Origin of the sequence: Kurthia sp. Dielmo, assembly GCF_000307285.2 — a bacterium.
Lineage (GTDB): Bacteria > Bacillota > Bacilli > Bacillales_A > Planococcaceae > Kurthia > Kurthia populi.
Genome location: NZ_HE578957.1, coordinates 654,422 through 678,808, shown reverse-complemented (window position 1 = coordinate 678,808; position 24,387 = coordinate 654,422). Strand labels below are relative to the sequence as shown.

Annotated in this window: 23 protein-coding genes; 17 read left to right on the top strand and 6 right to left on the bottom strand. The window is 37.1% G+C overall.

The genetic code is table 11. From position 1 onward, the window contains the following. Positions 1 to 248 precede the first annotated feature (248 nt). A complete protein-coding gene (locus KTHG_RS08215) occupies positions 249 to 470 on the bottom strand; it encodes a DeoR family transcriptional regulator (RefSeq protein ID WP_010303855.1) in 222 nt (73 codons plus the stop codon). A gap of 316 nt (positions 471 to 786) precedes the next feature. Here KTHG_RS08215 and pepV point away from each other — a divergent pair, with 316 nt between their 5' ends. The 6 genes from pepV to KTHG_RS08185 all read left to right on the top strand — a co-directional run bounded on the left by pepV (position 787) and on the right by KTHG_RS08185 (position 6,911). Further along, the gene (gene pepV / locus KTHG_RS08210) at positions 787 to 2,187 is read left to right on the top strand and encodes a dipeptidase PepV (protein ID WP_139992674.1); all 1,401 of its coding nucleotides are present in this window, start codon (positions 787 to 789) and stop codon (positions 2,185 to 2,187) included. 107 nt (positions 2,188 to 2,294) lie between these two features. Next, a complete protein-coding gene (dat, locus tag KTHG_RS08205; protein ID WP_126989003.1) occupies positions 2,295 to 3,143 on the top strand; it encodes a D-amino-acid transaminase in 849 nt (282 codons plus the stop codon). 99 nt (positions 3,144 to 3,242) lie between these two features. After that, a complete protein-coding gene (locus tag KTHG_RS08200; protein ID WP_139992672.1) occupies positions 3,243 to 4,250 on the top strand; it encodes a nuclease-related domain-containing protein in 1,008 nt (335 codons plus the stop codon). Further along, positions 4,247 to 5,164: a diacylglycerol/lipid kinase family protein gene (locus KTHG_RS08195; RefSeq protein ID WP_139992670.1), complete on the top strand. Its 918-nt coding sequence runs from the start codon at positions 4,247 to 4,249 to the stop codon at positions 5,162 to 5,164. The genes KTHG_RS08200 and KTHG_RS08195 overlap by 4 nt, the downstream gene beginning before the upstream one ends. A 61-nt stretch (positions 5,165 to 5,225) precedes the next feature. Then, entirely contained in the window at positions 5,226 to 5,876 is a 651-nt protein-coding gene (gene trmB, locus KTHG_RS08190) for a tRNA (guanosine(46)-N7)-methyltransferase TrmB (protein WP_139992668.1), read from the top strand. Between the two features lie 174 nt (positions 5,877 to 6,050). Further along, a complete protein-coding gene (locus KTHG_RS08185) occupies positions 6,051 to 6,911 on the top strand; it encodes a YtnP family quorum-quenching lactonase (protein WP_139992667.1) in 861 nt (286 codons plus the stop codon). 51 nt (positions 6,912 to 6,962) lie between these two features. Here the strand turns inward: KTHG_RS08185 and KTHG_RS08180 are convergent, their stop codons facing one another. Continuing rightward, positions 6,963 to 7,277 (bottom strand): hypothetical protein, encoded by a 315-nt coding sequence (locus KTHG_RS08180; protein WP_126988998.1) that lies wholly within the window; start codon positions 7,275 to 7,277, stop codon positions 6,963 to 6,965. A gap of 216 nt (positions 7,278 to 7,493) precedes the next feature. Here KTHG_RS08180 and KTHG_RS08175 point away from each other — a divergent pair, with 216 nt between their 5' ends. From KTHG_RS08175 to KTHG_RS08135, 9 genes are all read left to right on the top strand, one after another. After that, positions 7,494 to 8,564, top strand: coding sequence for a M42 family metallopeptidase (locus KTHG_RS08175; protein WP_139992665.1), 1,071 nt, complete (start codon positions 7,494 to 7,496; stop codon positions 8,562 to 8,564). 64 nt (positions 8,565 to 8,628) lie between these two features. Next, positions 8,629 to 9,150 carry a DUF84 family protein gene (locus tag KTHG_RS08170; RefSeq protein ID WP_126988996.1) on the top strand — a complete coding sequence of 174 codons (522 nt, stop codon included), beginning with the start codon at positions 8,629 to 8,631 and terminating at the stop codon, positions 9,148 to 9,150. Positions 9,151 to 9,230: 80 nt separating this feature from the next. After that, positions 9,231 to 9,542, top strand: a complete 312-nt coding sequence (locus KTHG_RS08165) for a thioredoxin family protein (protein ID WP_126988995.1) — start codon at positions 9,231 to 9,233, stop codon at positions 9,540 to 9,542. 15 nt (positions 9,543 to 9,557) lie between these two features. Next, entirely contained in the window at positions 9,558 to 10,367 is an 810-nt protein-coding gene (locus KTHG_RS08160) for a DUF1444 family protein (protein WP_139992663.1), read from the top strand. Further along, a complete protein-coding gene (ytpR, locus tag KTHG_RS08155) occupies positions 10,364 to 10,975 on the top strand; it encodes a YtpR family tRNA-binding protein (protein WP_126988993.1) in 612 nt (203 codons plus the stop codon). The genes KTHG_RS08160 and ytpR overlap by 4 nt, the downstream gene beginning before the upstream one ends. Positions 10,976 to 11,189: 214 nt before the next feature. Further along, positions 11,190 to 14,222 (top strand): DNA translocase FtsK, encoded by a 3,033-nt coding sequence (locus KTHG_RS08150; protein ID WP_255512410.1) that lies wholly within the window; start codon positions 11,190 to 11,192, stop codon positions 14,220 to 14,222. Positions 14,223 to 14,467: 245 nt separating this feature from the next. Then, on the top strand, positions 14,468 to 15,769 hold the full coding sequence (gene murC / locus KTHG_RS08145) for a UDP-N-acetylmuramate--L-alanine ligase (RefSeq protein ID WP_126988992.1): 1,302 nt from the start codon (positions 14,468 to 14,470) through the stop codon (positions 15,767 to 15,769). Between the two features lie 222 nt (positions 15,770 to 15,991). After that, entirely contained in the window at positions 15,992 to 16,471 is a 480-nt protein-coding gene (locus tag KTHG_RS08140; RefSeq protein WP_126988991.1) for a DUF948 domain-containing protein, read from the top strand. A 20-nt stretch (positions 16,472 to 16,491) separates the two neighbouring features. After that, complete coding sequence (locus tag KTHG_RS08135; RefSeq protein WP_126988990.1) at positions 16,492 to 16,992, top strand: YtxH domain-containing protein; 501 nt, start codon at positions 16,492 to 16,494, stop codon at positions 16,990 to 16,992. A gap of 56 nt (positions 16,993 to 17,048) precedes the next feature. Here KTHG_RS08135 and KTHG_RS08130 read toward each other — a convergent pair whose 3' ends face one another. Continuing rightward, entirely contained in the window at positions 17,049 to 19,196 is a 2,148-nt protein-coding gene (locus tag KTHG_RS08130) for a cell division protein FtsA (RefSeq protein ID WP_139992661.1), read from the bottom strand. Positions 19,197 to 19,396: 200 nt separating this feature from the next. On the opposite strand from KTHG_RS08130, the gene KTHG_RS08125 reads away from it, so the two are divergent. Both KTHG_RS08125 and ccpA read left to right on the top strand, forming a co-directional pair. Continuing rightward, on the top strand, positions 19,397 to 20,482 hold the full coding sequence (locus KTHG_RS08125; RefSeq protein WP_139992659.1) for a bifunctional 3-deoxy-7-phosphoheptulonate synthase/chorismate mutase: 1,086 nt from the start codon (positions 19,397 to 19,399) through the stop codon (positions 20,480 to 20,482). A gap of 119 nt (positions 20,483 to 20,601) precedes the next feature. Then, positions 20,602 to 21,600, top strand: a complete 999-nt coding sequence (gene ccpA / locus KTHG_RS08120) for a catabolite control protein A (protein WP_126988987.1) — start codon at positions 20,602 to 20,604, stop codon at positions 21,598 to 21,600. A 45-nt stretch (positions 21,601 to 21,645) separates the two neighbouring features. On the opposite strand, the gene KTHG_RS08115 is transcribed toward ccpA, so the two are convergent. From KTHG_RS08115 to KTHG_RS08105, 3 genes are read right to left on the bottom strand one after another with little or no spacing between them, the layout of a single operon-like run. Continuing rightward, complete coding sequence (locus KTHG_RS08115; RefSeq protein WP_139992657.1) at positions 21,646 to 22,827, bottom strand: acetoin utilization protein AcuC; 1,182 nt, start codon at positions 22,825 to 22,827, stop codon at positions 21,646 to 21,648. Next, on the bottom strand, positions 22,803 to 23,444 hold the full coding sequence (locus tag KTHG_RS08110) for a CBS and ACT domain-containing protein (RefSeq protein ID WP_126989050.1): 642 nt from the start codon (positions 23,442 to 23,444) through the stop codon (positions 22,803 to 22,805). The genes KTHG_RS08115 and KTHG_RS08110 overlap by 25 nt, the downstream gene beginning before the upstream one ends. A 16-nt stretch (positions 23,445 to 23,460) precedes the next feature. Further along, complete coding sequence (locus tag KTHG_RS08105) at positions 23,461 to 24,096, bottom strand: GNAT family N-acetyltransferase (RefSeq protein ID WP_139992655.1); 636 nt, start codon at positions 24,094 to 24,096, stop codon at positions 23,461 to 23,463. Positions 24,097 to 24,387: the final 291 nt, after the last annotated feature.

Here is a 24,387-nt window from a genome sequence, read left to right as displayed (position 1 = left end):
ATCGCATCTTTGCGATTTCTGTTTTTTATTGTAAATAGAAAAAGAGAAGAATGCCCCGCATTCTTCTCTCCTATGTAAAAGCAATTAAATTCTGTTGGCAAAAATAATGACCAAGCGACGCAGCATGGTCATTATTTTTATTACGTCACTGAATATGAGTGTGAGAAGGTGGCCATCAGCATGTTTTATATTCTTAGAGCTAACACTTCTCATTCAACGAAAGCCGTGAGCTAAATCGTTGAACCTTTCTAAGATGTCATCTTCACTTTTTTACGCGTCGTTGTCCATTTACCTCTGCTTGGACTTTCTACCAAGTCGTTATAGGCTAACACATTCAAATCTCTCTGAATGGTGCGAGGAGTGATGCCAAATTCATCGACTAAATCTTGCGTAGTAACAGTGCCATTTTCATGGATATACATATACACATCTTTAATGCGAGTAAGCATCCGATCAGTTGTTGGTTTCATAAGGTGAACCACTCCTTCATCTTTTTTCTCAAGACTAGCGGACGATACGAAGTTTCATAGGCTAAATTGGCTGCCTTAGACATCCCCTTTTCGGTTTTGTTGGTCAGATTGTTTCTGACACCACCATTATAGCTGAAAAACAAATTTTCTTCCATACATTTAACTTAAAAAAATACGATAGTACCAAAAATTTACGGTTAATAAACGAACTTTTTACAATTTTAATGTTTATATTGTTCGTATTTTTGAAATCGCTATCCAATAATATGATGTAAGGTGTACACTGAGGTTAGATTAGCTTAGGAGGTTTTGATTCATGAATTGGTTAGAAAAAGCGCAAGAACGTCAGCAGGAAATGATTAAAGATTTACAAGCATTAGTACGTATTAATAGTGTTTTAGATGAATCGACAGCAACAGAGCAAGTACCGTTTGGTGAAGGACCACTAAAAGCATTAAATTGGATGCTTGAACAAGGAAAAATTCAGAAGATGAACGTAGTAAATATGGCGAATAAAGTTGGCTATATTGAAATGGGGCAGGGCGAAGAAATGGTTGGCATACTTTGTCATGTCGATGTTGTACCTGCAGGAAGTGATTGGGTACATGAGCCATTTGGTGCAGAGATTGAGGATGGCAAGCTTTTTGGTCGCGGTGCAATTGATGACAAGGGACCAACAATGGCAGCGTGGCTAGCAATGAAAATGGTTCAAGATGCAGGAATTACATTATCACGTCGTGTACGTTTAATTGTTGGTTCAGATGAAGAAACTGGTTTCCGTTGTGTCAATCACTATATGGCTAATGAAGAAATTCCAACATTAGGATTTGCTCCTGACGCAGATTTTCCAATTATTAATGCGGAAAAAGGCATTGCGGAAACAACATATCGTCAAATGAATGTGACGGATAATGATGAACAATTGCGTTCTTTCCATGCAGGACATCGTATTAATATGGTGCCTGATTTTGCAACAGCAATTGTTAAAAATGTTTCATCACAAATCAAAGAACAATTTGAAGCGTATTTAGTAAATGAAAATGTGATAGGCGAAATCACGAACGATAACTCAAATACATTTACGTTAACAATAAAAGGTGTATCCGCACATGCAATGGAGCCAAACAATGGTGTGAATGCCGCAATTAAACTAGCAACATTTTTAGTCAATCATTTGGAAACACCTGTATCGAAACAATTTGTTGACTTTATTGTTAAAGGTTTTGGGACAGAAACAAGAGGTCATGCGCTTGGTCTTGCATACAATGATGAAATGTCAGGCGATACAACGCTAAATGCAGGTGTTGTGGAATATGAAGCGGGTCGTATTGGTGAAGTGCGCGTATCTATGCGCTACTCTGTATCGTATGATTTTGAAAAATCAATTGAACAGGGAAAACAAGCGCTTGAAGGAACGGGTTTTGAATTAATTATCGATGACAACTCAGAGCCACATTATGTGGCCCCAGAAGAAGAATTAATTCAAAAATTATCAGCTGTCTATGAACGAAATACAGGAGAAAAAGCGGAACTGCTAGCTATTGGCGGCGGCACCTATGCACGTGAATTGCCAAATGGCGTCGCATTCGGCATGCTATTTCCTGGGGAGCCTGATATTGCACACCAACATGACGAATATGTTATTATCGAAAATTTAGTTAAGGCAGCAGCAATTTATGCAGATGCAATCGTTGAATTAGCAACGGTTAAAGCATAACAGGGGACGCGTATTAAATTTTTTCAATACAAGCTTATTTTTGCTATTCTACTATTTTTTTGTAATAATAAACGAGCAATTATTGAACGTAAAGGGAGTGTGGCGTAATGACACATATTTGGGTAAATGATCAATTAATGAACCGTAATGAAGCGAAAATTGACGCTGAGGACCGAGGTTATCAATTTGGTGATGGCGTTTATGAAGTAATTAAAGTGTATAAAGGTAATTTATTTGAAATGGAAGCGCATATTAATCGTTTCTACCGTTCAGCAGATGAGTTACGCATTATCATTCCTTATACAAAAGATGTGCTGCATAAAATGGTCTACGATTTAGTAGAAGCAGATCAATTAAATACAGGACATGTTTATATGCAGGTAACACGTGGCGTTGCTGAACGTCAGCATTATTTCCCAGATGAAGCGAGTGCGACATTTACAGCTTATACACAAGTAAGTGATCGTCCAGTTGAACAGTTTGAACAAGGGGTAAAAACAGTATTATATGATGATATTCGCTGGTTACGTTGTGATATTAAGAGTTTAAATTTATTGGGGGCTGTATTAGCAAAACAAGCTGCACACGAGGCTGATTGTGCTGAAGCCATTTTACATCGTGAAGACATCGTAACAGAGGGTTCTTCTTCGAATGTCTATGGTGTAAAAAATGGAATAGTTTATACACATCCAGCAAATAATTTGATTTTAAAAGGCATTACACGAGATGTTGTATTCCGCTGTGCAAAAGAACAAGGTATTGAAATTGTTGAAGAGGCTATGACAGTAGAAGAATTACTTACAATGGATGAAGTGTTCTTTACATCTACAGGAGCAGAGGTTTCACCGATTATCCAAATTAACGATACGATTATTGGCGACGGGGAACCAGGAGAAACAACGCGAAAACTTCAACAAGCTTTCGAAGCTAAAGTGCAAGAAAGCATTACAATTTAACAATTAATTCCGATATACTACAATGTATACACATAGCAAGAAGCGATATTCTGTATAAAAATATCGCTTCTTTTTGTTCGAAAGAATGGAGTGATAGAGATGGCACAATTAATTAAGCTACAAGATTATGTATCACGTTATCAAATTGACCTCAAACGTTACCCAACGCAATATGTACGGTTAAAGCATGTACAGTGGAAACGAATGAATGAGGAATGGCGCGCAAACAATCATGCAGCTCTAGAATTAGAAGAAATAATGATTGACGAACAGAATAAGAAGCCAAATTTATTCAAACGTTTATTTAAACGTAAAGAAAAAGAATCTTGGGATAATCCATGGGAGCAAGGTTCTAGCGCATTAGAAATTGATGATAGGGCAGACAATTTGATTCCTGATGAAGTGAGCACACTTAATTTTAATCCGACTTTATTGTACAATCCACAAAATGAAGAGGAATTAAAACGAATGTACTTAGATCAACTCTTTCATTTTCAATTAAAATGGGCAAGCTCAACATTGCGTGAAAAATCACACCTTGATCCAAAATACCAGCGAGATACATGGCTTCGCACGCTCGTACAAAAATTACCTGATACATATTTTGTGTTGTATGATCCAATTTTACAATTAAAGAAAGCGCCGATTGAAATAGGTGTTATTGTTTTAGCACCAACGGAATGTTATGTGATTCAATTAGTTGAGGAAGAGGATGTTGCAGCTTTTACAGGAGACAGTAAGGAGCGTTTTTGGACAAAGAAAATCGGTGAACAAGATAAACGTGTATTAAATCCATTAATCGGTCTTAAACGCATGGAAAAGGTTGTACACCAAATTTTTGAAGAGGCAGATGTATCTCTTGATATTCATCGTATTTTATTATCACGTAATGGCTACATCGATTATCCTGGGTCGATTTATGATATTAAAATTGTCGACCGTCGTCATTATGACGCATGGTTTGAGGAATTAAAACGCAATGCATCTCCAATGAAACATTTACAATTTAAAGCGGCAGAGGCACTTTTAGAACATTCACAAACGACATCATTTAACCGTGCAGATTGGTACAAAACGAAAGATGATGTCGAAAAGTTTGATTTATGATGCTTCATATTATTGTTAATGAACGAGCAGGAAATGGTCGTGCGAAGCAAGTTGTAGCCAGTGTTATTGCAACACTAAAAAGTCCATATGAATTGCATCAAACAACAGGACCATGTCATGCGACAGCGCTCATTGATAAAATTTCACAGAATGAAGGAGACCAGCTTTGTATCGTCATTGGTGGCGATGGCACTATTCATGAGGCAATTCAAGGTGCTGTTCATCATTCAAATATTATAATTGGTGTGATGAATGGGGGTTCTGGGAATGATTTTGGTCGTGGATTCAGCGCGTTTAAAACAGCTGCAGAAATTGAGGCGTTTTTTAGCAATCCTGTTATTACTGAAGAAGATACAGGTGTATTGTTTACGGATAGTCAGTATATATTTATGAATAATATTGGCTATGGAGTGGATGCGAAAATTGTTTATGAAGTAAATAAAACACCTCTAAAAAATTGGTTAAATCGCATGAACTTAGGGCGACTAACCTATATCATTATTCTAATTAAAGAAGTTATGACATTCAAACCATTTGATGTCGTAGTAGAGTACGAAACGAAACGTAAGATTTATAAAAATGTGTGGATTACGACAATAAGTAATCAACCATTTATTGGTGGAGGAATGAAAATTTCACCTTATTCACGAACGGATGATGGTCGCTTTGAATTAACAATCGTTGAAAATTTATCGCGACTAAAATTATTATTTTTGTTCGCGACTATTTTTAAAGGAAAGCATGTAAATTTTAAAAAACATGTGTCACAAATAAGTGCAGAAGCATTTACTATTCACTATAGCGGACCTATACAAGGCCATGCCGATGGTGAAGATGTTGGCCTTTCAAAAGAAGTCATTACAATCAAAATACAGCCCAAATCATTTCGTTTGGCACGTAACCCGCTTGACTAATTGCTGAATTTCTTGAATAATGAATTGTTGAAATGCAACTTATAGAAATGAGGAAAGAACGTTGAGATTACGTAACAAACCTTGGGCAGAAGACTATTTAAATGAACATCCAGATTTAGTCGTGTCAAATCCAGAAGATTATAAGGGTCGTTGGAATGAATTATTCGGTAATGATAATCCATTACACATTGAAGTAGGTACGGGTAAAGGGCAATTTATTACTGGAATGGCGAAAGCAAATCCAAACATTAATTATATCGGAATTGAATTATTTGATAGTGTCATTGTAATCGCTGCAAAAAAAGCAGTAGAAGCTGGACAACCTGAAAATTTACGCTTATTAAATGTGAATGGTTCTAAGTTAGAAGAATATTTTGCAAAAGGTGACGTGAGCCAAGTTTATTTAAACTTTTCTGATCCATGGCCAAAAACACGCCATGCAAAACGTCGTTTAACACATGCAAACTTCTTAAGTTTATATGAAAAAGTATTAGTTGATAACGGTGAAATTCACTTCAAAACAGATAACCGTGGCTTATTTGAATTCTCATTAATGAGCTTAACAGATTATGGTATGAAACTAAAATTAGTGTCATTAGATTTACACAATGATGATGTTGAAGATAATATCATGACTGAATATGAAGAAAAATTCTCTTCAAAAGGCCAACCGATTTATCGTTTAGAAGCACAATTTATGACAGAAAAATAAGCGAGTTCTTCACAAAAAGCAGGTGGTGTGCAAAATGTCGCATCATCTGCTTTTTTTGTTGATGAAAAAAAGATATATTAGGTAGTTTTTTGTTTTAAAAAATGTAAATATATTCTATTTTATGAACGAATATGTTACGATTAAACTGTATTTTTGACAAAGGGGGACATAGATATGGATAAATTTCAATTTCACGATATGAGCTTTATATGGCTTGATGGAGGAATGACATGGCTTGATGGGGGAGCAATGTTTGGGGTTGTTCCTAAACCATTATGGACAAGGAAATATGAAGTAAATGATCATAATCAAATTCCGTTACCAACACATCCAATTTTAGTACAGTATGGGGATACGAACTATTTAGTTGATTCTGGTATCGGTAGTGGAAAATTAAATGATAAGCAAAAGCGTAATTATGGTGTAACACGTGAATCGCATATTGAAGAAAGTTTACATATGCTTGGATTGACGACGGCTGATATTGATGTTATTTTGATGACACATATGCATTTTGACCATGCAAGTGGTTTAACGCGCTATGAGGGTGACGTGCTTGTCCCTGTATTTGAAAATGCCACCATTTATGTGTCAGATGTAGAATGGAATGAGCTTTGTAGTCCTAATATTCGTTCGAAAGCAACCTATTGGCGCGAAAATTGGGAGCCGATTCAAAACCAGGTGAAGACATTTAAGGATTCATTTGAAGTAGTACCAGGCATTACAATGGAGCATACAGGTGGTCATAGTGATGGACATGCTGTGATTCGCTTTGAACAACAAGGTGATACGTTAATTCATATGGGTGATATTTTAGCAACGACTGCTCACCAAAATCCATTATGGGTAATGGCGTATGATGATTATCCAATGACATCTGTTTTTGCAAAAGAACGCTTAACAAAAGAAATTTTAGAACGTGGTTACTATGTATCGTTCTATCATGATAACTTCCATCGTGTCATCAAATGGGATACGACAGGGAAAGAAGTGTTAGAAGAAGTGCCGGTAACACATAGTGACTATGGAATTTAGTAAATAAAAAAAGGAATCGTGCGAACAGCACGATTCCTTTTTATGTAGCGATTAAACGCGTACTAGGTCAACGATTGCACCGCTTTTTGCATCAGCAGCGAATTCGAAGTTTACTTGTTCGCCATCTTCTACGCGAGAGATGCCGCCTTTGTAAACAGGGATTGAAATGTTTTCTTTTTTGAACGTTTCTGGTTGCATGTAAATCCAAGAACCGTCAATTGGACCTTCTTGCTTGAATTGATTTTTAATATCTTCAAGAACAGAGTTAGGATTGCGATTTGGATTTACACGTGTAGAAGCTTCTTTAAGCACGTATGCAGCGGCAACACCAGTTGCAACGCCGATTAAAAAGTCACGTAATTTCATTGGTTTTCCCCCTTAATTTAACTATATGTATAGTGTATCACACGAATGAAAAGAAGTGTAAATAGAAAACAGGGAGAGTGGTGAATTATAATTCATTTTTAGAAAAGTTTGGAATTATCACGAGAAACGAAATAGTAATGTAGCAATTCAAGTCATAGAAAGCTACAATAGAAATGTATGATAGCGAATTTCACATATAAAGGGGAGGAATTTCCGTTGAATCAACAAACATTAGAGATGTTTAAAACATTAACTGAATTACCGGGGGCTCCAGGAAATGAACATGCGGTACGTGCTTACATGCGTACATATCTTGAACAATATTCAGATGAAATTGTTCAAGATAATCTAGGCGGTATTTTTGGGGTAAAACATGGTGAAGAGGGTGCGCCTAAAATTTTAGTCGCAGGGCATATGGATGAAGTAGCCTTTATGGTGACACAAATTACAGAGAACGGCATGATTCGTTTTCAAACATTAGGTGGCTGGTCAAACCAGGTGATGCTTGCACAACGTGTGCTTGTCTACACAAATAATGGACCAATTCCAGGCGTTATCGCCTCTGTTCCACCCCATTTATTATCAGCAGAACAACGTAATAAACCGATGGAAATTAAAAATATGTTAATTGATATTGGTGCAGATGATCGTGAAGATGCCTTGTCGATGGGAATTATTCCAGGACAATCCATTATTCCAGATAGCAAATTCCAAGTGATGGCGAACCCAAAAAAAGTCATGGCAAAAGCTTGGGATAATCGTTATGGTTGTGGCTTAGCATTAGAATTAATGAAAGAAGTACACGGTGAAAAATTACCGAATACATTATACACTGGAGCAAACGTGATGGAAGAAGTAGGACTTCGCGGTGCGAAAGTTTCGGCAAATATGATTAAACCAGATTTATTCTTTGCATTAGATGCGAGTCCGGCAAATGATGCAACAGGAGATAAAACGCAATTTGGTCAGCTAGGTAAAGGACCATTATTACGCATTTTTGACCGCACAATGGTAACACATAAAGGAATGCGTGAATTCATTTTAGATACAGCTGAATCTAATAATATTCCATATCAATACTTTGTATCACCAGGTGGTACGGATGCAGGGAATGTACACATTTCAAATGATGGTGTTCCAAGTTCCGTTATCGGGATTTGCTCACGTTACATTCACTCACATGCATCGATTATTAATACAGATGATATTGATGCAGCAAAAGAGTTAATTGTTGCCTTAGTACGCGCAGCAGATGCATCAACATTAAAAACAATTTTAGGTAAATAAACGTTTAAATACATTCCGACTTTGTTCTAGGATAAAGTCGGTATTTTTATGTGGAGGAATGACAGTGAAAATTGCAATTGGAACGAAAAATCGTGCAAAAACACAGGCAGTACAAAAAGTTGTGAAAATGTACATAAAGAAAGCAATCGTATTTGAAGCGGTAAGTGTAAATTCGGATGTTTCCGAGCAACCAATGTCTGATGAAGAAACACGTCAAGGTGCTATGAATCGTGCAAAAGCAACACTAACGGTAACAGATGCGCAATTTGGTTTTGGCTTAGAGGGTGGCGTCAAGATGTTAGATGGCGTAATGTATTTATGCAACTGGGCAGCACTAGCAACGAAAACAGGCCAAGTGTACACTGCTGCTGGCGCACAAATCCCGTTACCAAAAGAAATTGCACTAGAAATTCAAAAAGGTCGCGAACTAGGACCTGTTATGGACGACTATGCGCAGCAAGTAAATACAAGAGAACATTCTGGTGCCATCGGTGTATTTACAAATGGCTATGTCGACCGCCAGGCGATGTTTGAACATATCCTAACATTATTACTTGGTCAATATCTGTATTTTGAAAAGAACTAAGCACTTTCTTTGCGAATGATTAATGTTACGATTAAACTAGAAAAGGTAAATAACTGCACGCATTTAAAGGAGAATGAGAAATGGAAAAATTACAGTCAATTGAGCAATTTGAACAATTAAAAAACAATGAAAAAGTTGTGTTCGTCTTTTCGGCAAATTGGTGTCCAGACTGTCGCTTTATCGAACCATTTATGCCCGAAGTAGAATCAAAATTTTCAACAATTCAATTCGTCTATGTTGACCGCGATGACTATATTGATTTATGTGTAGACAATGATATTTTCGGTATTCCAAGCTTTTTAGCATTTGACCATGGTGCAGAGACAGGTCGTTTTGTCTCAAAAGACCGCAAAACGCAATCTGAAATTGAAGCATTTTTAACGAAACAATAGAAAAGGACTGATGACGTGAAAGCAAACGAACTCATCCAAATTTTAAAACAACGCTTAGGTGAAGAGAGGTACACTTGGTCGTTAGATGAAAAAACAAATAAATTACGCATCGAGCATAAAGTATTAGGCAAGGGCCTAGATATGACGCTTGGTGACACGTTAGCAAAGTATGAAGAGCGCGGAAATAAAGCTGTTGATGAGATTGTTTATACAATCGATGAAACATTTAAAGCGATGGCACAGGAACAACAAGGTTTTCAAAATACCGCGGCGATTTATCCAGTAATTCGTTCTGGCTCATTTCCGAAAAAATCAAAAGAAGGTTTTGATTTTATTACATCGGAGCATACAGCAGAAACAACTGTTTATTATGCGTTAGATTTAGGTCGTACCTATCGTTTAATTGATACGGATATGCTCAAAAAACTTCATTTAGATGAGGCACAGATGAAAGAAGCAGCACGTTTTAAAGCTCGTGAACTTTCTACAAAGGTCAAAAAAGATGAAGTAGCTGGAAATACATTCTATTTTTTGAATGAAAATGATGGTTATGATGCAAGTCGTTTATTAAATGAATCCTTTTTACGTGAAATGCGTGGTAAAATAAAAGGGGAGATGGCGGTAGCAGTACCCCATCAAGACGTTTTAATTATTGCTGATATTCAAAATCCAACGGGTTATGATGTGCTCGCGCAAATGACGATGCATTTCTTCTCGATTGGAACAGTACCAATTACGTCATTATCATTTATTTATGAGGACGGAAAATTAGAGCCAATCTTCATTATGGCAAAGAATCGAAAACAGGAAGAGGATAAAAAATGATCGTATCTTACAATAAGCCACATGTTGGCGACACTTTATTAGTACAATTAACAACAGAACCAGTCGTACAAGTTGAACTTGAACGTCACGAAGATGTTGTTTTTGTAAAAGAAGGTGCTACAGGAGAAGTAAAAGCATTTAACTTATTTAATGCTTCAGCATATATGAATTTAGATGGTGTGAGCGGCAACGTAGAGTTATCAGAGGAATTTGTTGACACTTTAAAAGCAGCACTTACAAAATGTGGTGCAACACTTGATTTAGATGTTGATTTAACACCAAAATTTATTGTGGGCCATGTGTTAGAAATCGCAGACCATCCAGATGCAGACAAATTACACATTTGCCAAGTGCAAGTTGATGAAGAAGCTCCACTACAAATTGTTTGTGGCGCACCAAACGTTGCACAAGGTCAAAAAGTTGTTGTCGCAAAAATTGGTGCTGTTATGCCTTCTGGTACAGTTATTGTTGAATCAAAATTACGTGGAGTTGAATCTTACGGTATGATGTGTTCGGCACGTGAATTAGCCATTCCGAATGCTCCACAAGTACGTGGTATTCTTGTTTTAGATGATAATGCAGAAGTGGGCGCACCTTTCCACGCATAAAAACGTAAGATGCAGTGGACTTATAAAGTAATGAAACCGTGCCTTGTGCACGGTTTTTTAAATTTTGACAAAGTAGATTAAAATAAATAAGTCCTAGGGGCTAAATACATATTGTGAAAATAGCCATTTTACGCTGAATATTAGGGTGTTCATTGCACCTGTGTATTTATTATTGGTAAAATGAAGGGAATTCAATTGGAAGTGAGTGATTGACATGAGTTTCTTTAAAAAACTCTTTAAGAAAGATGATAGTGAAGAACAGCAAGAATATTACGAGGATCGTCGTGACTATATAGATGAGCAACCCTATGAGTATTATGAAGAGCCACAAGTAGAACAAGCTTATCAAACATATGATATGCCGGAAACAGCTGTAGATTTCCAGAAGGAAAAAAAATCACAGCAACAACCACCGTTAAAGGATGTCTATGCAGATGTGTATGATATGCCGGAAACACAAAGCCCATTTTTCCAAGAGCAAGCAATGCCAGTTCAGGAGCCTGTTTATCAAAAGCCACCTGCAGATTTTTCACCATTTGGTCAACAACCACAAGGATTAATAAGAACTGTGAAACGTATTAGTAGAGAGCGATATAACCCATTTACAGAAACAGGGGTAGCGCCGGAAGTGAGAAAGCCCAGAGTACAACATGTCGCTCATATAGAACAAAAACCAAAATCTCGTCCGCACCCTGTGCAGCAACAACCACAAGTACGTCAACAGGAACAGACACCTCCACGTGAATTGTATGTAGCACCGAAACAAACATTTAGCGAAGAAGAACCTGTGAAGAAAAAATTCGAGCCAATGGATGTACCGTCACCTATTTATGGTTTCCAAGAGCCACCAAAACGTCCAATTGTGACAGTTGAGCATATTGAAGCGCAACGTGAATTGGTACGTACGATTAACGATAAAAAGCCAGTTGAAATAAAATCTTCTGAAGATATTTTGAATCAGGTAGAACTTCGTCATGCAGAAGAAAAAACAGTTATGGATATTGCAGAGCCGATTAGTAAAGATGTAGAAAATATCAAGATTGTTTCAACACCGATTTCAGAGCAACAAAATGAGTATAATGAACCGAAAAAAGTAGATGAAGTAATGATAGAAAAGGAGACTACGATTACAGAACAACAATCACCAGTTATTGTTGAACCTGAAGAAGTCGTTGAAGAAATTCTAGAGGCGCCTCAACAAACATTAGAACAGGCAATGGAATTAATGGAGCAAGGCATTGAACAACCTGTAACAGGTGGTCAAATACCATCTTTAGAACAAGCAATCGAAGAAGAACTTACTGTAACAGAGCGTGAAGTAGAAGAGCTACCTGTGGTTGAGGCTATTAAAGAATTAGCTGAAACAATTGAAGAAATTGCACCAAGTGAACAGGTCGAAGCAGTTATTGAAGAAACAGAGGCAACACTTATGTTAGAAGAAGCGGATGAAACCGTTCCAGAAAGCTTTTTAAACCATGTAGAAAAGGCTCGTCCATTTAACGTTGTATTATTACCTTCTGAAAAGAAAAAAATGCGCCGAGGAGAAAAGGCAAAGGAACTTGAAAAGTTGATTCCAGCTTCTCCGTTGCGCCCGACTGTTACGCTTAATTCATATAAAAAAGAAGTAGATACTTCTACTAATGAGGTGTATCCCTCCACAGTCACGCAAATAGAAGACACACTTTGTACAGAGCAGCCAGTACAAGAACCACTTACAAACGAGAAAGAAACGGTCTCAACAATTATTGAAGATTTGAATAATGTGAAGGGGACAGCTCCTTCAATGGGAGCCGTTCAACTTGTGATGGAAGAAAAACCAGAAGTTTATGTGAAACCAGACACATTGCATGCGATGAGTTTTTTAAATCCACCAGTTGAACAACGTGAAGATAAGGTTTGGATGGATATGCAGGCCGAAAAATTAGTGCAGGCACTGAAAGATTTCCAAATTGAAGCAGAAATCGAAAATGTAACACAGGGTCCTACTGTTACGCAATTTCAGTTGAAAGTTGGTCATGGTGTAAAGTTAACAAAAATTACAAATTTAGCAGATAACTTAAAATTAGAATTAGCAGCACATGATATTCGTATCGAAGCACCGATTCCAGGAAAAAGTTTAGTAGGGATTGAAATTCCTAATGAAGTGAAGCGTCCTGTACGCTTATCAGAAATTACAGAGACAGAGCAATTCTTACAATCAAATGCGCCGCTCGAAGTTGCATTAGGTTTAGATTTAACTGGTCAACCTGTGACTTTTGATTTAACAGATATGCCACATGGATTAATTGCAGGTTCAACCGGATCTGGTAAATCTGTATGTATTAATTCCATTATTATTAGTTTACTCTTGAAAGCTAGTCCACAAGATGTAAAATTGATGTTAATCGATCCGAAAATGGTAGAACTAGCGGTTTATGAAGATATACCGCATTTAGTGAGTCCAGTAATTACGGATGTGAAGGCAGCGACTGCAGCGCTAAGTTGGGCTGTAGAAGAAATGGAACGCCGTTATGAGCTATTCCATGAACACCGTGTTCGCCATATCTCACGCTATAATGAAATGATGGAACATAAACGAGCGTTTGCACAAAAAATGCCGTATATTGTCATCGTTATTGATGAATTAGCCGATTTAATGATGCAAGCGCCACAAGATGTTGAAGATGCCATTTGTCGCTTAACGCAAAAAGCGCGCGCCTGTGGTATCCATTTAGTTGTGGCGACACAACGTCCATCTGTGGATGTAATTACCGGGTTAATCAAATCGAATATTCCAACACGAATTGCCTTTGCGGTTGCTTCAAATATTGATTCGAGAACTATTTTGGATTCGCAAGGCGCTGAACGTTTATTAGGACGTGGTGACATGTTGTACTTAGCAAGCGGTACAAACAATCCAACTCGTTTACAAGGAACGTTCGTAACAGATGAAGAAATTGAAGATGTAACAGATTATGTGCGTTCTCTAGGAGAACCACGCTTCCTTTTTGAACCAGAGGAATTAGTGAAGAAGGCGGATCGTTTAGAAAAACAGGATGAACTATTTGAAGCGGTATGTCGTCATATTGTGGAGCAAGGGCAAACATCGACATCATCTATTCAAAGTCATTTTAATATCGGTTATAACCGAGCGGCACGTATGATTGATTCGCTTGAGCAAATGAATTACATTTCGGAATCACGTAAAGGTAATAAGAAGCGAGATGTCTTCTTGACAGAGAGCGATGTATTCGAATTATTTGGTTAATATTTATGAAAAATGAAAATAGTTTATATTGAAAAACGTTTTGTACTTAAAAACATTAATTCGTGCTATAATATTTAATGTTTTGAATGACAAAGAATCGGGCAATGAATGTAGGCCTAACTATGCATGACAACTTTTTCAAACGAGAGGGCTTGCTTGCACTTTTGCAGGAAGCGACCTAACTATAGGCCAGCAGTTTATTAATTGAAGGGGAAGGGAACTTTTCCGGGAGGTTTCAATCAAATATGACATTTTATCACTTTACAGGTATTAAAGGATCTGGCATGAGTTCACTAGCTCAAATTTTATTTGACTCAGGTGAACAAGTACAAGGTTCAGATATCGACAAACATTTCTTTACAGAGGATCCTTTGCGTGCACGTGGTATTACAATTTTACCGTTTGATGCAGCTAATATTAAAGAAGGTATGACTGTTATCGCAGGAAATGCGTTTCCTGACGAACACCCTGAACTTGTGCGTGCACGGGAAATAGGTGTCGAAGTTGTACGTTATCATAAATTCTTAGGTGAATACTTAGAAAAATATACGTCTGTAGCAATCACAGGTGCACATGGTAAAACCTCTACAACAGGTTTAATGGCACATGTACTTGCTGGAGATCAACCAACATCTTATTTAATTGGTGATGGTACTGGCGGCGGTGCAGCAGATGCACAAAACTTTGTTATGGAAGCATGTGAATATCGTCGTCACTTCCTTGCATACCACCCAGATTACGCAGTCATGACAAATATTGACTTTGATCATCCTGATTATTATTCAGATATTGAAGACGTATTCTCAGCATTCCAACAGATGGCACTGCAAGTCAAAAAAGCTATCATTGCATGGGGCGATGATAAAAATCTTCAGCGTATTCAAGCGAATGTACCAGTTATCTATTATGGATTTGGTGCAGATAATGATTTTGAAGCACGTAATGTTCAAAAATCAACAGAAGGCACCACATTTGATGTTTTCGTTCGTAATGAATTTTATAGCACATTTACGATTCCAATGTTTGGTGACCACCATGTCTTAAATACATTAGCAGTTATTTCTTTATGTCATTACGAAGGAATTCCAACAGACACTGTTCAAGCACGTTTACACACATATGAAGGTGTAAAACGTCGCTTCACAGAAACAAAAATTGGTGATCAAATTTTAGTCGATGACTATGCACATCACCCAACAGAAATTAAAGCAACAATTCAATCGGCACGTCAAAAATATCCTGATCGTGAATTACTTGCAGTATTCCAACCACATACATTTTCACGTACACAAGCATTCTTAAAAGATTTTGCAGATGCATTAAATCTTGCAGATTGTGTATACCTATGTGATATCTTTGGTTCTGCACGTGAAAAAGCAGGGAATTTAACAATTAATGACCTTGCTGATTTAGTGAACGAACATCATATCTTGCATATGGATAATATTGAAGAACTCGCGAAACATGAAAAAGCAGTATTCTTATTCATGGGTGCTGGCGATATTAATAAATATCAAAAAGCATTTGAAGAACTATTACAAAAATAATTTTGAAAGGAGCAACTATTTAATGTTTGCTCCTTTTTATTTTCGGCAATAATCTAAACAAGTGCTTTTTTAACTGTGTAATGCAAACGATTTTTAAAAAGCGTTTTCCTGAAATACTAATATTAGTGGCAGGAAATCCAAAATGTTTGTAGAATGTAAAGAGTACAGGTTTATTCTACATTTATTTGTGGGAAAATATGTTAAGACAGAGGAGGGATTTTTGTGATTATTATTTTATACATCGCAGCAGCAATCTTCGCTATTGCCGTGCTTATTCTTTGTATTTCATTAGCAATGACATTGAAAGCACTTAATCCAACGTTGAAAAGCATTTCTACAACAATGGAAGGCATCGAAGGTCAAATGCAAGGTATCACAAGAGAAACAACATTATTATTAGAAAAAACGAATACATTAGCGGAAGATGTTCAAGGAAAATCGCAACAATTAAATTCTTTAGTTGGTGCGGTTAAAGGCTTTGGTGATTCAGTACAAGGTTTAAATAGTACAGTTCAAGCGGTCACTTCTTCTATCGAAAATAATGTAGCTAAAAACAGCGACCAAATTGGTCAAGTTGTACAATGGAGCAGCGCATTAATGGGTATTCGCTCTAAATTAAAAGAAGATAAACAAGCAAATGTTGTTGTCGATGAATATCCAGCAGCAACAAAACCTAAAAAGTCATTATTTAAACGTAAGTAATTTTAAGGGGGATGCATAGCATGACAGCAGAAAAGCCGAATTATAACGAAGTAAAAAACCAGTACTTACCACAGCCGTATGCAAATGCGGGAGAGCTTTATGAAGATTCTAGTAGTGTGAACGGGAAAGATTTTGTTATTGGCGCCTTAGTAGGTGGTATTCTTGGCGCTGCTGCCGCATTACTGTTAGCACCAAAAGCCGGAAAAGAATTACGTCAAGATGTATCTACACAAGCAAGTAGCTTAAAAGAAAAAAGTGCTAATTACTCAACAACTGTAAAAGAAAAAGCAACAGACCTTTCTCAAAAGGTTCAAGAGCAATCAGCTAAAGTTGTAGATAAAGCGAAATCGTTAAAATCTCAAGCAACACCGCCACTTGATGATGGAACGGTTTCTTCAGAAGGCGAAGAGCCAATCGAGGAAATTTTAGATCGTACAGTGACGGAAGTTGAAGATGAGGAAAAGGCATTTGAGGATAGCGTATTTGTAAATCCTGAAAAGCAATTGCCACCAAAAGAATAATTATTTTGATACTAAAAAAGCAGGAATCCCAAATGGATTCCTGCTTTTTATTATGATTAAACGGTAGGAATCAATTCAATTGCTAATGTATCGCCACCGAAAATAGGGGCATCGAAGTTTACAGCTTCACCATTGCGTAAAATGTTGAAAGTTCCTTTAAAGGCAATAGGTAATTGCCAATCTGAAAAACGGAAAATATCATTATAATGCCAACCGCTTTGGTCAAGTGTAATAAATTGTAGACTATCACCAGAAGTTAAAATGGTCTGCGCATTGGCTGGCTCTCGATTTACAAGCACATCAATAATCGGTTTAGAAAGCATTAGCTCTTCTCCTTGAAAGCGTACATGAATCGTATTGTATAGCGTAAGATGGACATGTTGTGAAATAAAATCGACTGTTGGATTCGTATGTGGTTTGAGCGTTAGCACATCGCCATCTTGAATCGGATATTGTTTTTTCGCAGGAATGCCATTTAAAAGTAGTTCATCAGACAACGCTGGAAATTCAATTGATTGATGATCTATGATAAGTTTGAATGGCTGAACCTGTTCTAGAACGGATGATTTATCAATCGTATTTAGTGCATCTTCAATCGTTTGTAGCGGTGTACACGTAATCACATCGCCATCTTGCACGCTATAGTGCAAGTTTGTCATTATATTGTTATTTACACGAATCGTTGACTGTAGTTCGTATATTTCATCAAATGCTGTAATTGTTAGCGGGGGAGTAGTCTCAATTAATTCATTTAGTGAAGCATGGCCCACTGCACCGTTTTCTCCTTCACGAAGTTCTAATATGTCACCATTTTGAATTGGATGCTTCATCGAAGCAATCTTACCATTAACTAAAATCGTCGTTGGACTACCTAGTTCACCAGGAATAAGAATTTGTTGGCCATTAACTGTTACAGCTAAGCCAAGACCGGGTTTACCATATAATTTTTTAGCTTGTACATTTGCAGCTAATAGCGCATCTGCTACAGTCATCTCTTTCACTTCAAATAGTCGGACCGTTTGTCCATTGACCATTACAGTTACATATTTAATTGGTGAATGTTCTGCTGCAATCGCAATGCCAATTGGTGTGACAAGTTCAGGTGAACGCGTCGTGTTATCTGTATTTAGTAAAGGAATTGCATCGATGCCACGTACAGCAACACGATTTAAGGGCAGCTCCAGGCGTTCTGCGAGTTCTTTTTCTAAAAGTGGTGTAAGAGAGCCTCCCCCAACTAATAACACCGCTTTAGGTGCTCTATTGCTATTTAGGTGCAAAATTTCATTTGTGATGCTTCCTGCAAGGTTTTCAATTGCTGGTTTAATATGTTCGATAGCTTCCGCGCTTGCAATGATTTGCTCAAACCCTAAAATATCTGCGATTTTTACAGTATCCTTTGTTAGTAGCTCACGTTTGATTTTTTCAGCGACAGGAAAATCGAGCAAATAATGATCGCATAATGCCTCTGTAATTTCATCACCAGCGGTAGGCACCATTCCATAGGCTACAACCGTATTGTCGTCTGTAATGGCGATATCAGACGTTCCTGCGCCAATATCAACAAGGGCAACATTAAGACGACGCATTGTAGCGGGGATAAGGGCATTGATTGCTGCAATTGGTTCAAGTGTTAAACCATTAATTGTCAAGTCAGCTCGTTTTAATGATGCAATTAGTGATTCAACAACGACGCGAGGTAAAAATGTAGCGATAACTTCAATTTTGATTTCTTCACCTTGTTGATCAATGAGACTGCCGATTTCTTGATCGTCAATATAATAATGAAGTACCGAATACCCTACACAATAATAATGTGATGCTATCTTTCCGTCTTGATGATAAATCAACTGTTCTTGCGCATTTTGTACGGCTGCAAGTTCAAGGCGATGAATATCATCTTCCGTTAAAGCTGCATGTTTTTTTATGTTTAATAATGCACTACCAGATTCGGTTTTTAATGAACGGCCGGCAGCGGCAACATTAACATGAGTTAATGGTCCATGACTTTCTTCCAATTTTACTTTAATATGTTGAATAACTTCAGCTACATGCAATACATTATGTATTTGACCATCGACCATTGCGCGTTCTTTATGTTCTTCAATTAATAAATCGGCAATAGAGTAATGAGAATCATCCCTTTTTTCTAAAATAACACCAACAACAGAACGAGTGCCGATGTCTAATGCGAAAATTTTTTTCATCGTTTACGCAAACATCCTCTCTAATATTCAGAAAATTTCTTATTTTTCAACTACAATGCTTTTTTGCGTTGAAGCGTTAAAGAAAAAATACGTGACATTTTCAAATGAATTGATTATACTGACTATAATATCTAAAAATGTAACACACATTTCAGTTTGCTGAAAGTATCTGATATGTGGAAGAAGGGGGAAAAACGGTTATGAGTCATCAAAATTTAGAAAGCCTACGCAACCGTGTAGACGAACTAAACCTTGAAATTTTACGTTTAATTAATGAACGTGCAGAGGTAGTAGAAGAAATTGGTCAAGTAAAAGAGAAGCAAGGTGTCAACCGATTTGATCCTTTACGTGAACGCCACATGTTAGATCTTATTAAAGAAAATAACAAAGGCCCACTTTCACAAGGAACAGTGAACCACCTGTTCAAAGAAATCTTCAAAACAGCTTTAAAATTACAAGAAAACAATCAAAAGAAAAAATTATTGGTATCACGTAAAAGTAAGCCAGAAGATACAATTGTTACAGTTAACGGTGAACCAATTGGTGAAGGTCTTCCATCATTTGTATTTGGACCTTGTGCAGTAGAGTCTTATGAGCAAACAGAAGCTGTAGCAGCAGCTGTAGCAGAAAAAGGCTTAAAATTAATGCGAGGCGGTGCTTACAAACCGCGTACATCACCATACGACTTCCAAGGTTTAGGTCTTGAAGGCTTAAAAATCTTAAAAGATGTTGGTCAAAAACATGGTTTAGGTATCATCTCTGAAATTGTAACGCCATCTCATTTAGATGAAGCCTTAGAATACGTGGATGTTATCCAAATTGGTGCACGTAATATGCAAAACTTCGAATTATTAAAAGCAGCTGGTGAAACAAATAAACCAGTATTATTAAAACGTGGTCTTGCAGCAACAATTGATGAATTCATTCATGCAGCTGAATACATTATGTCTAAAGGTAATGACCAAATCATTCTTTGTGAACGTGGTATTCGTACGTATGAAAAAGCGACGCGTAATACACTTGATATTTCAGCTGTTCCAATTCTTAAACAAGAAACACATCTACCTGTATTTGTAGACGTTGTACACTCTACAGGTCGTCGTGACTTATTGTTACCATGTGCAAAAGCAGCAATCGCAATTGGTGCAGATGGCGTGATGGCAGAAGTGCATCCAGATCCAGCAGTAGCACTTTCTGATTCACAACAACAAATGGATATTCCAACATTTGATAAGTTCTATGACTCATTACAAGTATTCATGAAACAATACGAATTAAAAGCATAATAGACTACTATTTATGGGGTGGCGATTCATTTCGATGAATCGTCACTTTTCTTTTATTGAAAACCGCTTTCATAATAGTTTATTATTAAGGTATATAAGTTAAAAGGAGGGTCATGATTGTGACCGTAACTATTTATGATGTAGCACGTGAGGCAAACGTATCAATGGCAACCGTATCTCGAGTTGTCAACGGCAATCCAAACGTCAAACCATCTACGCGTAAAAAAGTATTGGAAGTCATTGAACGCTTAGAATATCGTCCAAATGCTGTAGCGCGAGGATTAGCAAGTAAGAAAACAACTACTGTTGGGGTCATTATTCCAGACATCTCAAATATTTTCTATGCTGAATTAGCGCGTGGGATTGAAGATGTTGCAACAATGTATCGTTATAATATCATTTTATCGAATTCGGATTTAAATGAAGAGAAAGAATTAACATTACTTGATAATATGTATGGTAAGCAAGTTGATGGTATTGTGATGATGACAGAACGTGTAACGGACCCATTAGCTGATAAAATGGGGCATTCGCCAGTACCAATCGTATTAGCTGGTTCAATTGATGAATCAAATCATTTACCATCGGTTAATATTGATTATACAGAAGCTACTTATGAGGCTGTAAAACAATTGATTGAAAATGGCAATGAGCGTATTGCATTTATTTCAGGTTCGTTTAATGCGACAATTAATAAGAAATATAAATACCAAGGCTATGTGAAAGCTTTAGAAGAAGCGGGAATTCCAATTGATGAGGCGCTGATTTTTGACGATGTTTTAACATACGATCAAGGTATGAAAGTGTATAATCATGTATCGAAACTAGCACAGCCTGCAACCGCTTATTTTGTAGGAAGTGACGAACCAGCTATTGGTGTGATTCATGCGGCACAGGATGATGAAAAAATAGTGCCAATAGATATCGAAGTATGTAGCTTTGAAAATTCTAAATTAGCTCGTATGGTACGCCCACAACTTTCAAGTGTTGTATTACCTTTATATGATATTGGTGCAGTATCAATGCGTTTACTAACAAAAATTATGAACAAAGAAGATATTGAAGATAAGCAAGTTATGTTGCCATATCGTATGGAATCTCGTAATTCCACACGCTAATAAAATGCATAAAAAAAGAGGAAGCGTTTAAGCGCTTCCTCTTTTTTATATTTTATGACGCAATGTATAAAGTGCTTTTTCAAGTGTTTGTGCATTTTTTTCTGTAATCTCAGCTCGTCTTGGAATGGCTTCAAACAGTGGAGATGGATCATCCCAAGTCGGAATTAAGGTTACTGGAGATTCAGCCTGCCAACGTGTTAACCATTTTTCTGGTAATGGACCATGTGGCTGCTCAAAGTCACTCATCTCCGTCCATACATAAGACCAAGCTCTAGGAACGACACGCCAAATATCATAGCCTCCACCACCTACAGCAACCCATCGACCATTACAGTATTTGTGTGCTAAATCATGTGCTATGCTAGGAATTTCTTGATAAATTTTCATTGTACAAGATAAATGAGTTAATGGATCAAAGTGATGTGCATCTGCACCATTTTGGGTCAAAATAATATCTGGTCTGAAATCTGCAACGATTTCCTCCATCGCTTCTTTATAACAATACAGAAAAGAGTCATCTTCTGTAAAAGCATCGATTGGAATATTAAAAGAGGTCCCATAGGCTTCCCCAGTACCACGTTCAGTAATTGACCCAGTCCCTGGAAAAAGATAGCGACCTGTTTCATGAATCGAAAATGTGCAAGTATCTGGATCATCGTAAAAGCTAAATTGTACACCATCCCCATGATGTGCATCTGTATCGACATATAACACACGTGCACCGTATTTTTTTTGCATATAACGGATTGCAATTGAGCTATCATTGTAAATACAAAAACCAGACGCTTTGTTTTTGAAGCCGTGGTGAAGACCGCCGCCTAAATTAACCGCATGTTGTGCTTTTCCTTGCATAACATAATCGCAAGCTGTTAGCGTAGCAGCCACAATACTAGCGCTTGCTTCATGCATATTTGGAAAAATAGGAGTATCTTCTGTACCGATACCATAAGGTTCACCTTCTGCATTTGTTACATATCCATGACCCGCGCGTTTGACAATATCTATGTAATCCGCATCTAACGCAAGCAATAATTCTTCATCCGTTGTAGTACGTGGAGGAACAATTTGCTGTGCGTTTAGTGCACCAATTTGTGTAAGTAAATCCATCGTTAATTCTAGGCGTTTTTGGTTGAATGGGTGCTCATCTGAAAATTTATACGTTAATTGGGATGGAGAATAGATGAAAACTGCATTTTCATGTGCTACATGGTCGGTAAATTTGGCCATAATAATTCAAATCCTTCCTTGCGCATATCTTCAATAATGGCTTGAGGACTAATGCTTTTTACGCGAATTGAAATGATTTTTTTTGATGAATCATTTGCATCAGGGTATACAAGTAAACTAATAATGCTAGCGCGATGATTTGCACAGATAGTCGTTATCTGGCTTAAAACCCCAATTTGGTCCGCTGTACGTAATTCAATTTGTGAGCTTGGCTTATGGGCTCCTGTTAACTCGATATAGTTATATAAAATATCGGTGTCTGTCAAAATTCCAACAAGTTCACCATGTGAAACAATGGGTAAACAGCCAATGCGCTCTTCAAAAAATAATAAAGCTGTTTCTTCAACAAAATCTAATGGATGGCCAACTAATACTTCTGTGACCATGAATTCTTCAATCAATCGATTATTTAGAGAATTGCGTTCAGTTGTTAAAAGAGAAGACGGCATTGCACGTTTTAAATCTTGCTCAGTAATAAGTCCAACTAAATGGTTCAGATTATCGACAATAGGAATATGCCGAATACGACGATTACGCATTAATTCTTCTGCATCAAATAATGTTTGAGTAGGTTTGAGTGTATATACTTTTTGAATCATCAAGTTTTCCACAAGCATAAAAAACCCTCCTTATTTATGAAGTGCGATAACGATTGTAAAAACGAATACGGTCAAATGCTTCAATGCTTTCTTGAGGTACACGATTGCCGATACGTGCCATTAAGCAATTGGCGGGATGTGCAGTAATTTCAGGGTCATCTGTTGTATATTCAATTAAGCCACCAGTGTTCATCATTTTCTCCATCATTTTACGATAATCCCAGACACTTAACCCCGTACTTTTTAAATCCCAATGCCAATAGTATTCGGTCGTAATTACGATAAAATCTTCTAAAGAATCATCACTCATGCTAAGACGTACAAGTGCTTTACCAACACCTGAACCACGACATTCTGCTATTACTTCAATAGCTCCAAGCTCTATTAAATCAGGCATTTTAGCCTCGGACCAACGCTCTAAAGGATCAGGATATAAAATCGTTACATAGCCAACAATTAAGTTGTCGAGACGTGCTACAATGATTCTTCCTTCAGGCATTTTTGCGATATTAAGTAATGCTTTAAATTGCTGCTCAGCGGGACGAAATGCTTTTAATCCGGGGTGTAGCGACATGTCTTCTAGCGCTTCATAAGACATAGGACCTTCTAAAATTAATGTACCTAGCCTACTTTCTAAGGTTTGTGAAGCAAAGGTTTTAATGTGTTCCACACGATTTCCTCCTTCTAAAATATTCCTTTTCACATATTATACAGGAATATTTTAGAAAAAAATAATATGAAATAAAAAATAGATGTTTTAACGAGAAAATTTTGACTTAACAATGAGCAAGAATGAATCATTGATAATTACATAAAAATAAAAAAAGAAATCACATTTGTGATTTCTTTTTCATTAAATGAGCTTCCCATTATTAGAAGCCGTTATCGGTTTGTGTTGTGCCTGTAGAATTTGTTGTTCCAGAAGACGTAGTACCGTTCGTACCAGTAGTACCGTTCGTAT

Excerpts from the sequence above, each read along its gene's own strand:
- KTHG_RS08165 (WP_126988995.1), top strand. The coding sequence starts at position 9,231 with ATGGAAAAATTACAGTCAATTGAGCAATTTGAACAATTAAAAAACAAT.
- KTHG_RS08130 (WP_139992661.1), bottom strand. The coding sequence starts at position 19,196 with ATGAAAAAAATTTTCGCATTAGACATCGGCACTCGTTCTGTTGTTGGT.
- dat (WP_126989003.1), top strand. The coding sequence starts at position 2,295 with ATGACACATATTTGGGTAAATGATCAATTAATGAACCGTAATGAAGCG.
- KTHG_RS08150 (WP_255512410.1), top strand. The coding sequence starts at position 11,190 with ATGAGTTTCTTTAAAAAACTCTTTAAGAAAGATGATAGTGAAGAACAG.
- murC (WP_126988992.1), top strand. The coding sequence starts at position 14,468 with ATGACATTTTATCACTTTACAGGTATTAAAGGATCTGGCATGAGTTCA.
- KTHG_RS08200 (WP_139992672.1), top strand. The coding sequence starts at position 3,243 with ATGGCACAATTAATTAAGCTACAAGATTATGTATCACGTTATCAAATT.
- ytpR (WP_126988993.1), top strand. The coding sequence starts at position 10,364 with ATGATCGTATCTTACAATAAGCCACATGTTGGCGACACTTTATTAGTA.
- KTHG_RS08110 (WP_126989050.1), bottom strand. The coding sequence starts at position 23,444 with ATGCTTGTGGAAAACTTGATGATTCAAAAAGTATATACACTCAAACCT.
- KTHG_RS08135 (WP_126988990.1), top strand. The coding sequence starts at position 16,492 with ATGACAGCAGAAAAGCCGAATTATAACGAAGTAAAAAACCAGTACTTA.
- KTHG_RS08115 (WP_139992657.1), bottom strand. The coding sequence starts at position 22,827 with ATGGCCAAATTTACCGACCATGTAGCACATGAAAATGCAGTTTTCATC.
- KTHG_RS08180 (WP_126988998.1), bottom strand. The coding sequence starts at position 7,277 with ATGAAATTACGTGACTTTTTAATCGGCGTTGCAACTGGTGTTGCCGCT.
- KTHG_RS08195 (WP_139992670.1), top strand. The coding sequence starts at position 4,247 with ATGATGCTTCATATTATTGTTAATGAACGAGCAGGAAATGGTCGTGCG.
- pepV (WP_139992674.1), top strand. The coding sequence starts at position 787 with ATGAATTGGTTAGAAAAAGCGCAAGAACGTCAGCAGGAAATGATTAAA.
- KTHG_RS08215 (WP_010303855.1), bottom strand. The coding sequence starts at position 470 with ATGAAACCAACAACTGATCGGATGCTTACTCGCATTAAAGATGTGTAT.
- KTHG_RS08185 (WP_139992667.1), top strand. The coding sequence starts at position 6,051 with ATGGATAAATTTCAATTTCACGATATGAGCTTTATATGGCTTGATGGA.
- KTHG_RS08125 (WP_139992659.1), top strand. The coding sequence starts at position 19,397 with ATGAGTCATCAAAATTTAGAAAGCCTACGCAACCGTGTAGACGAACTA.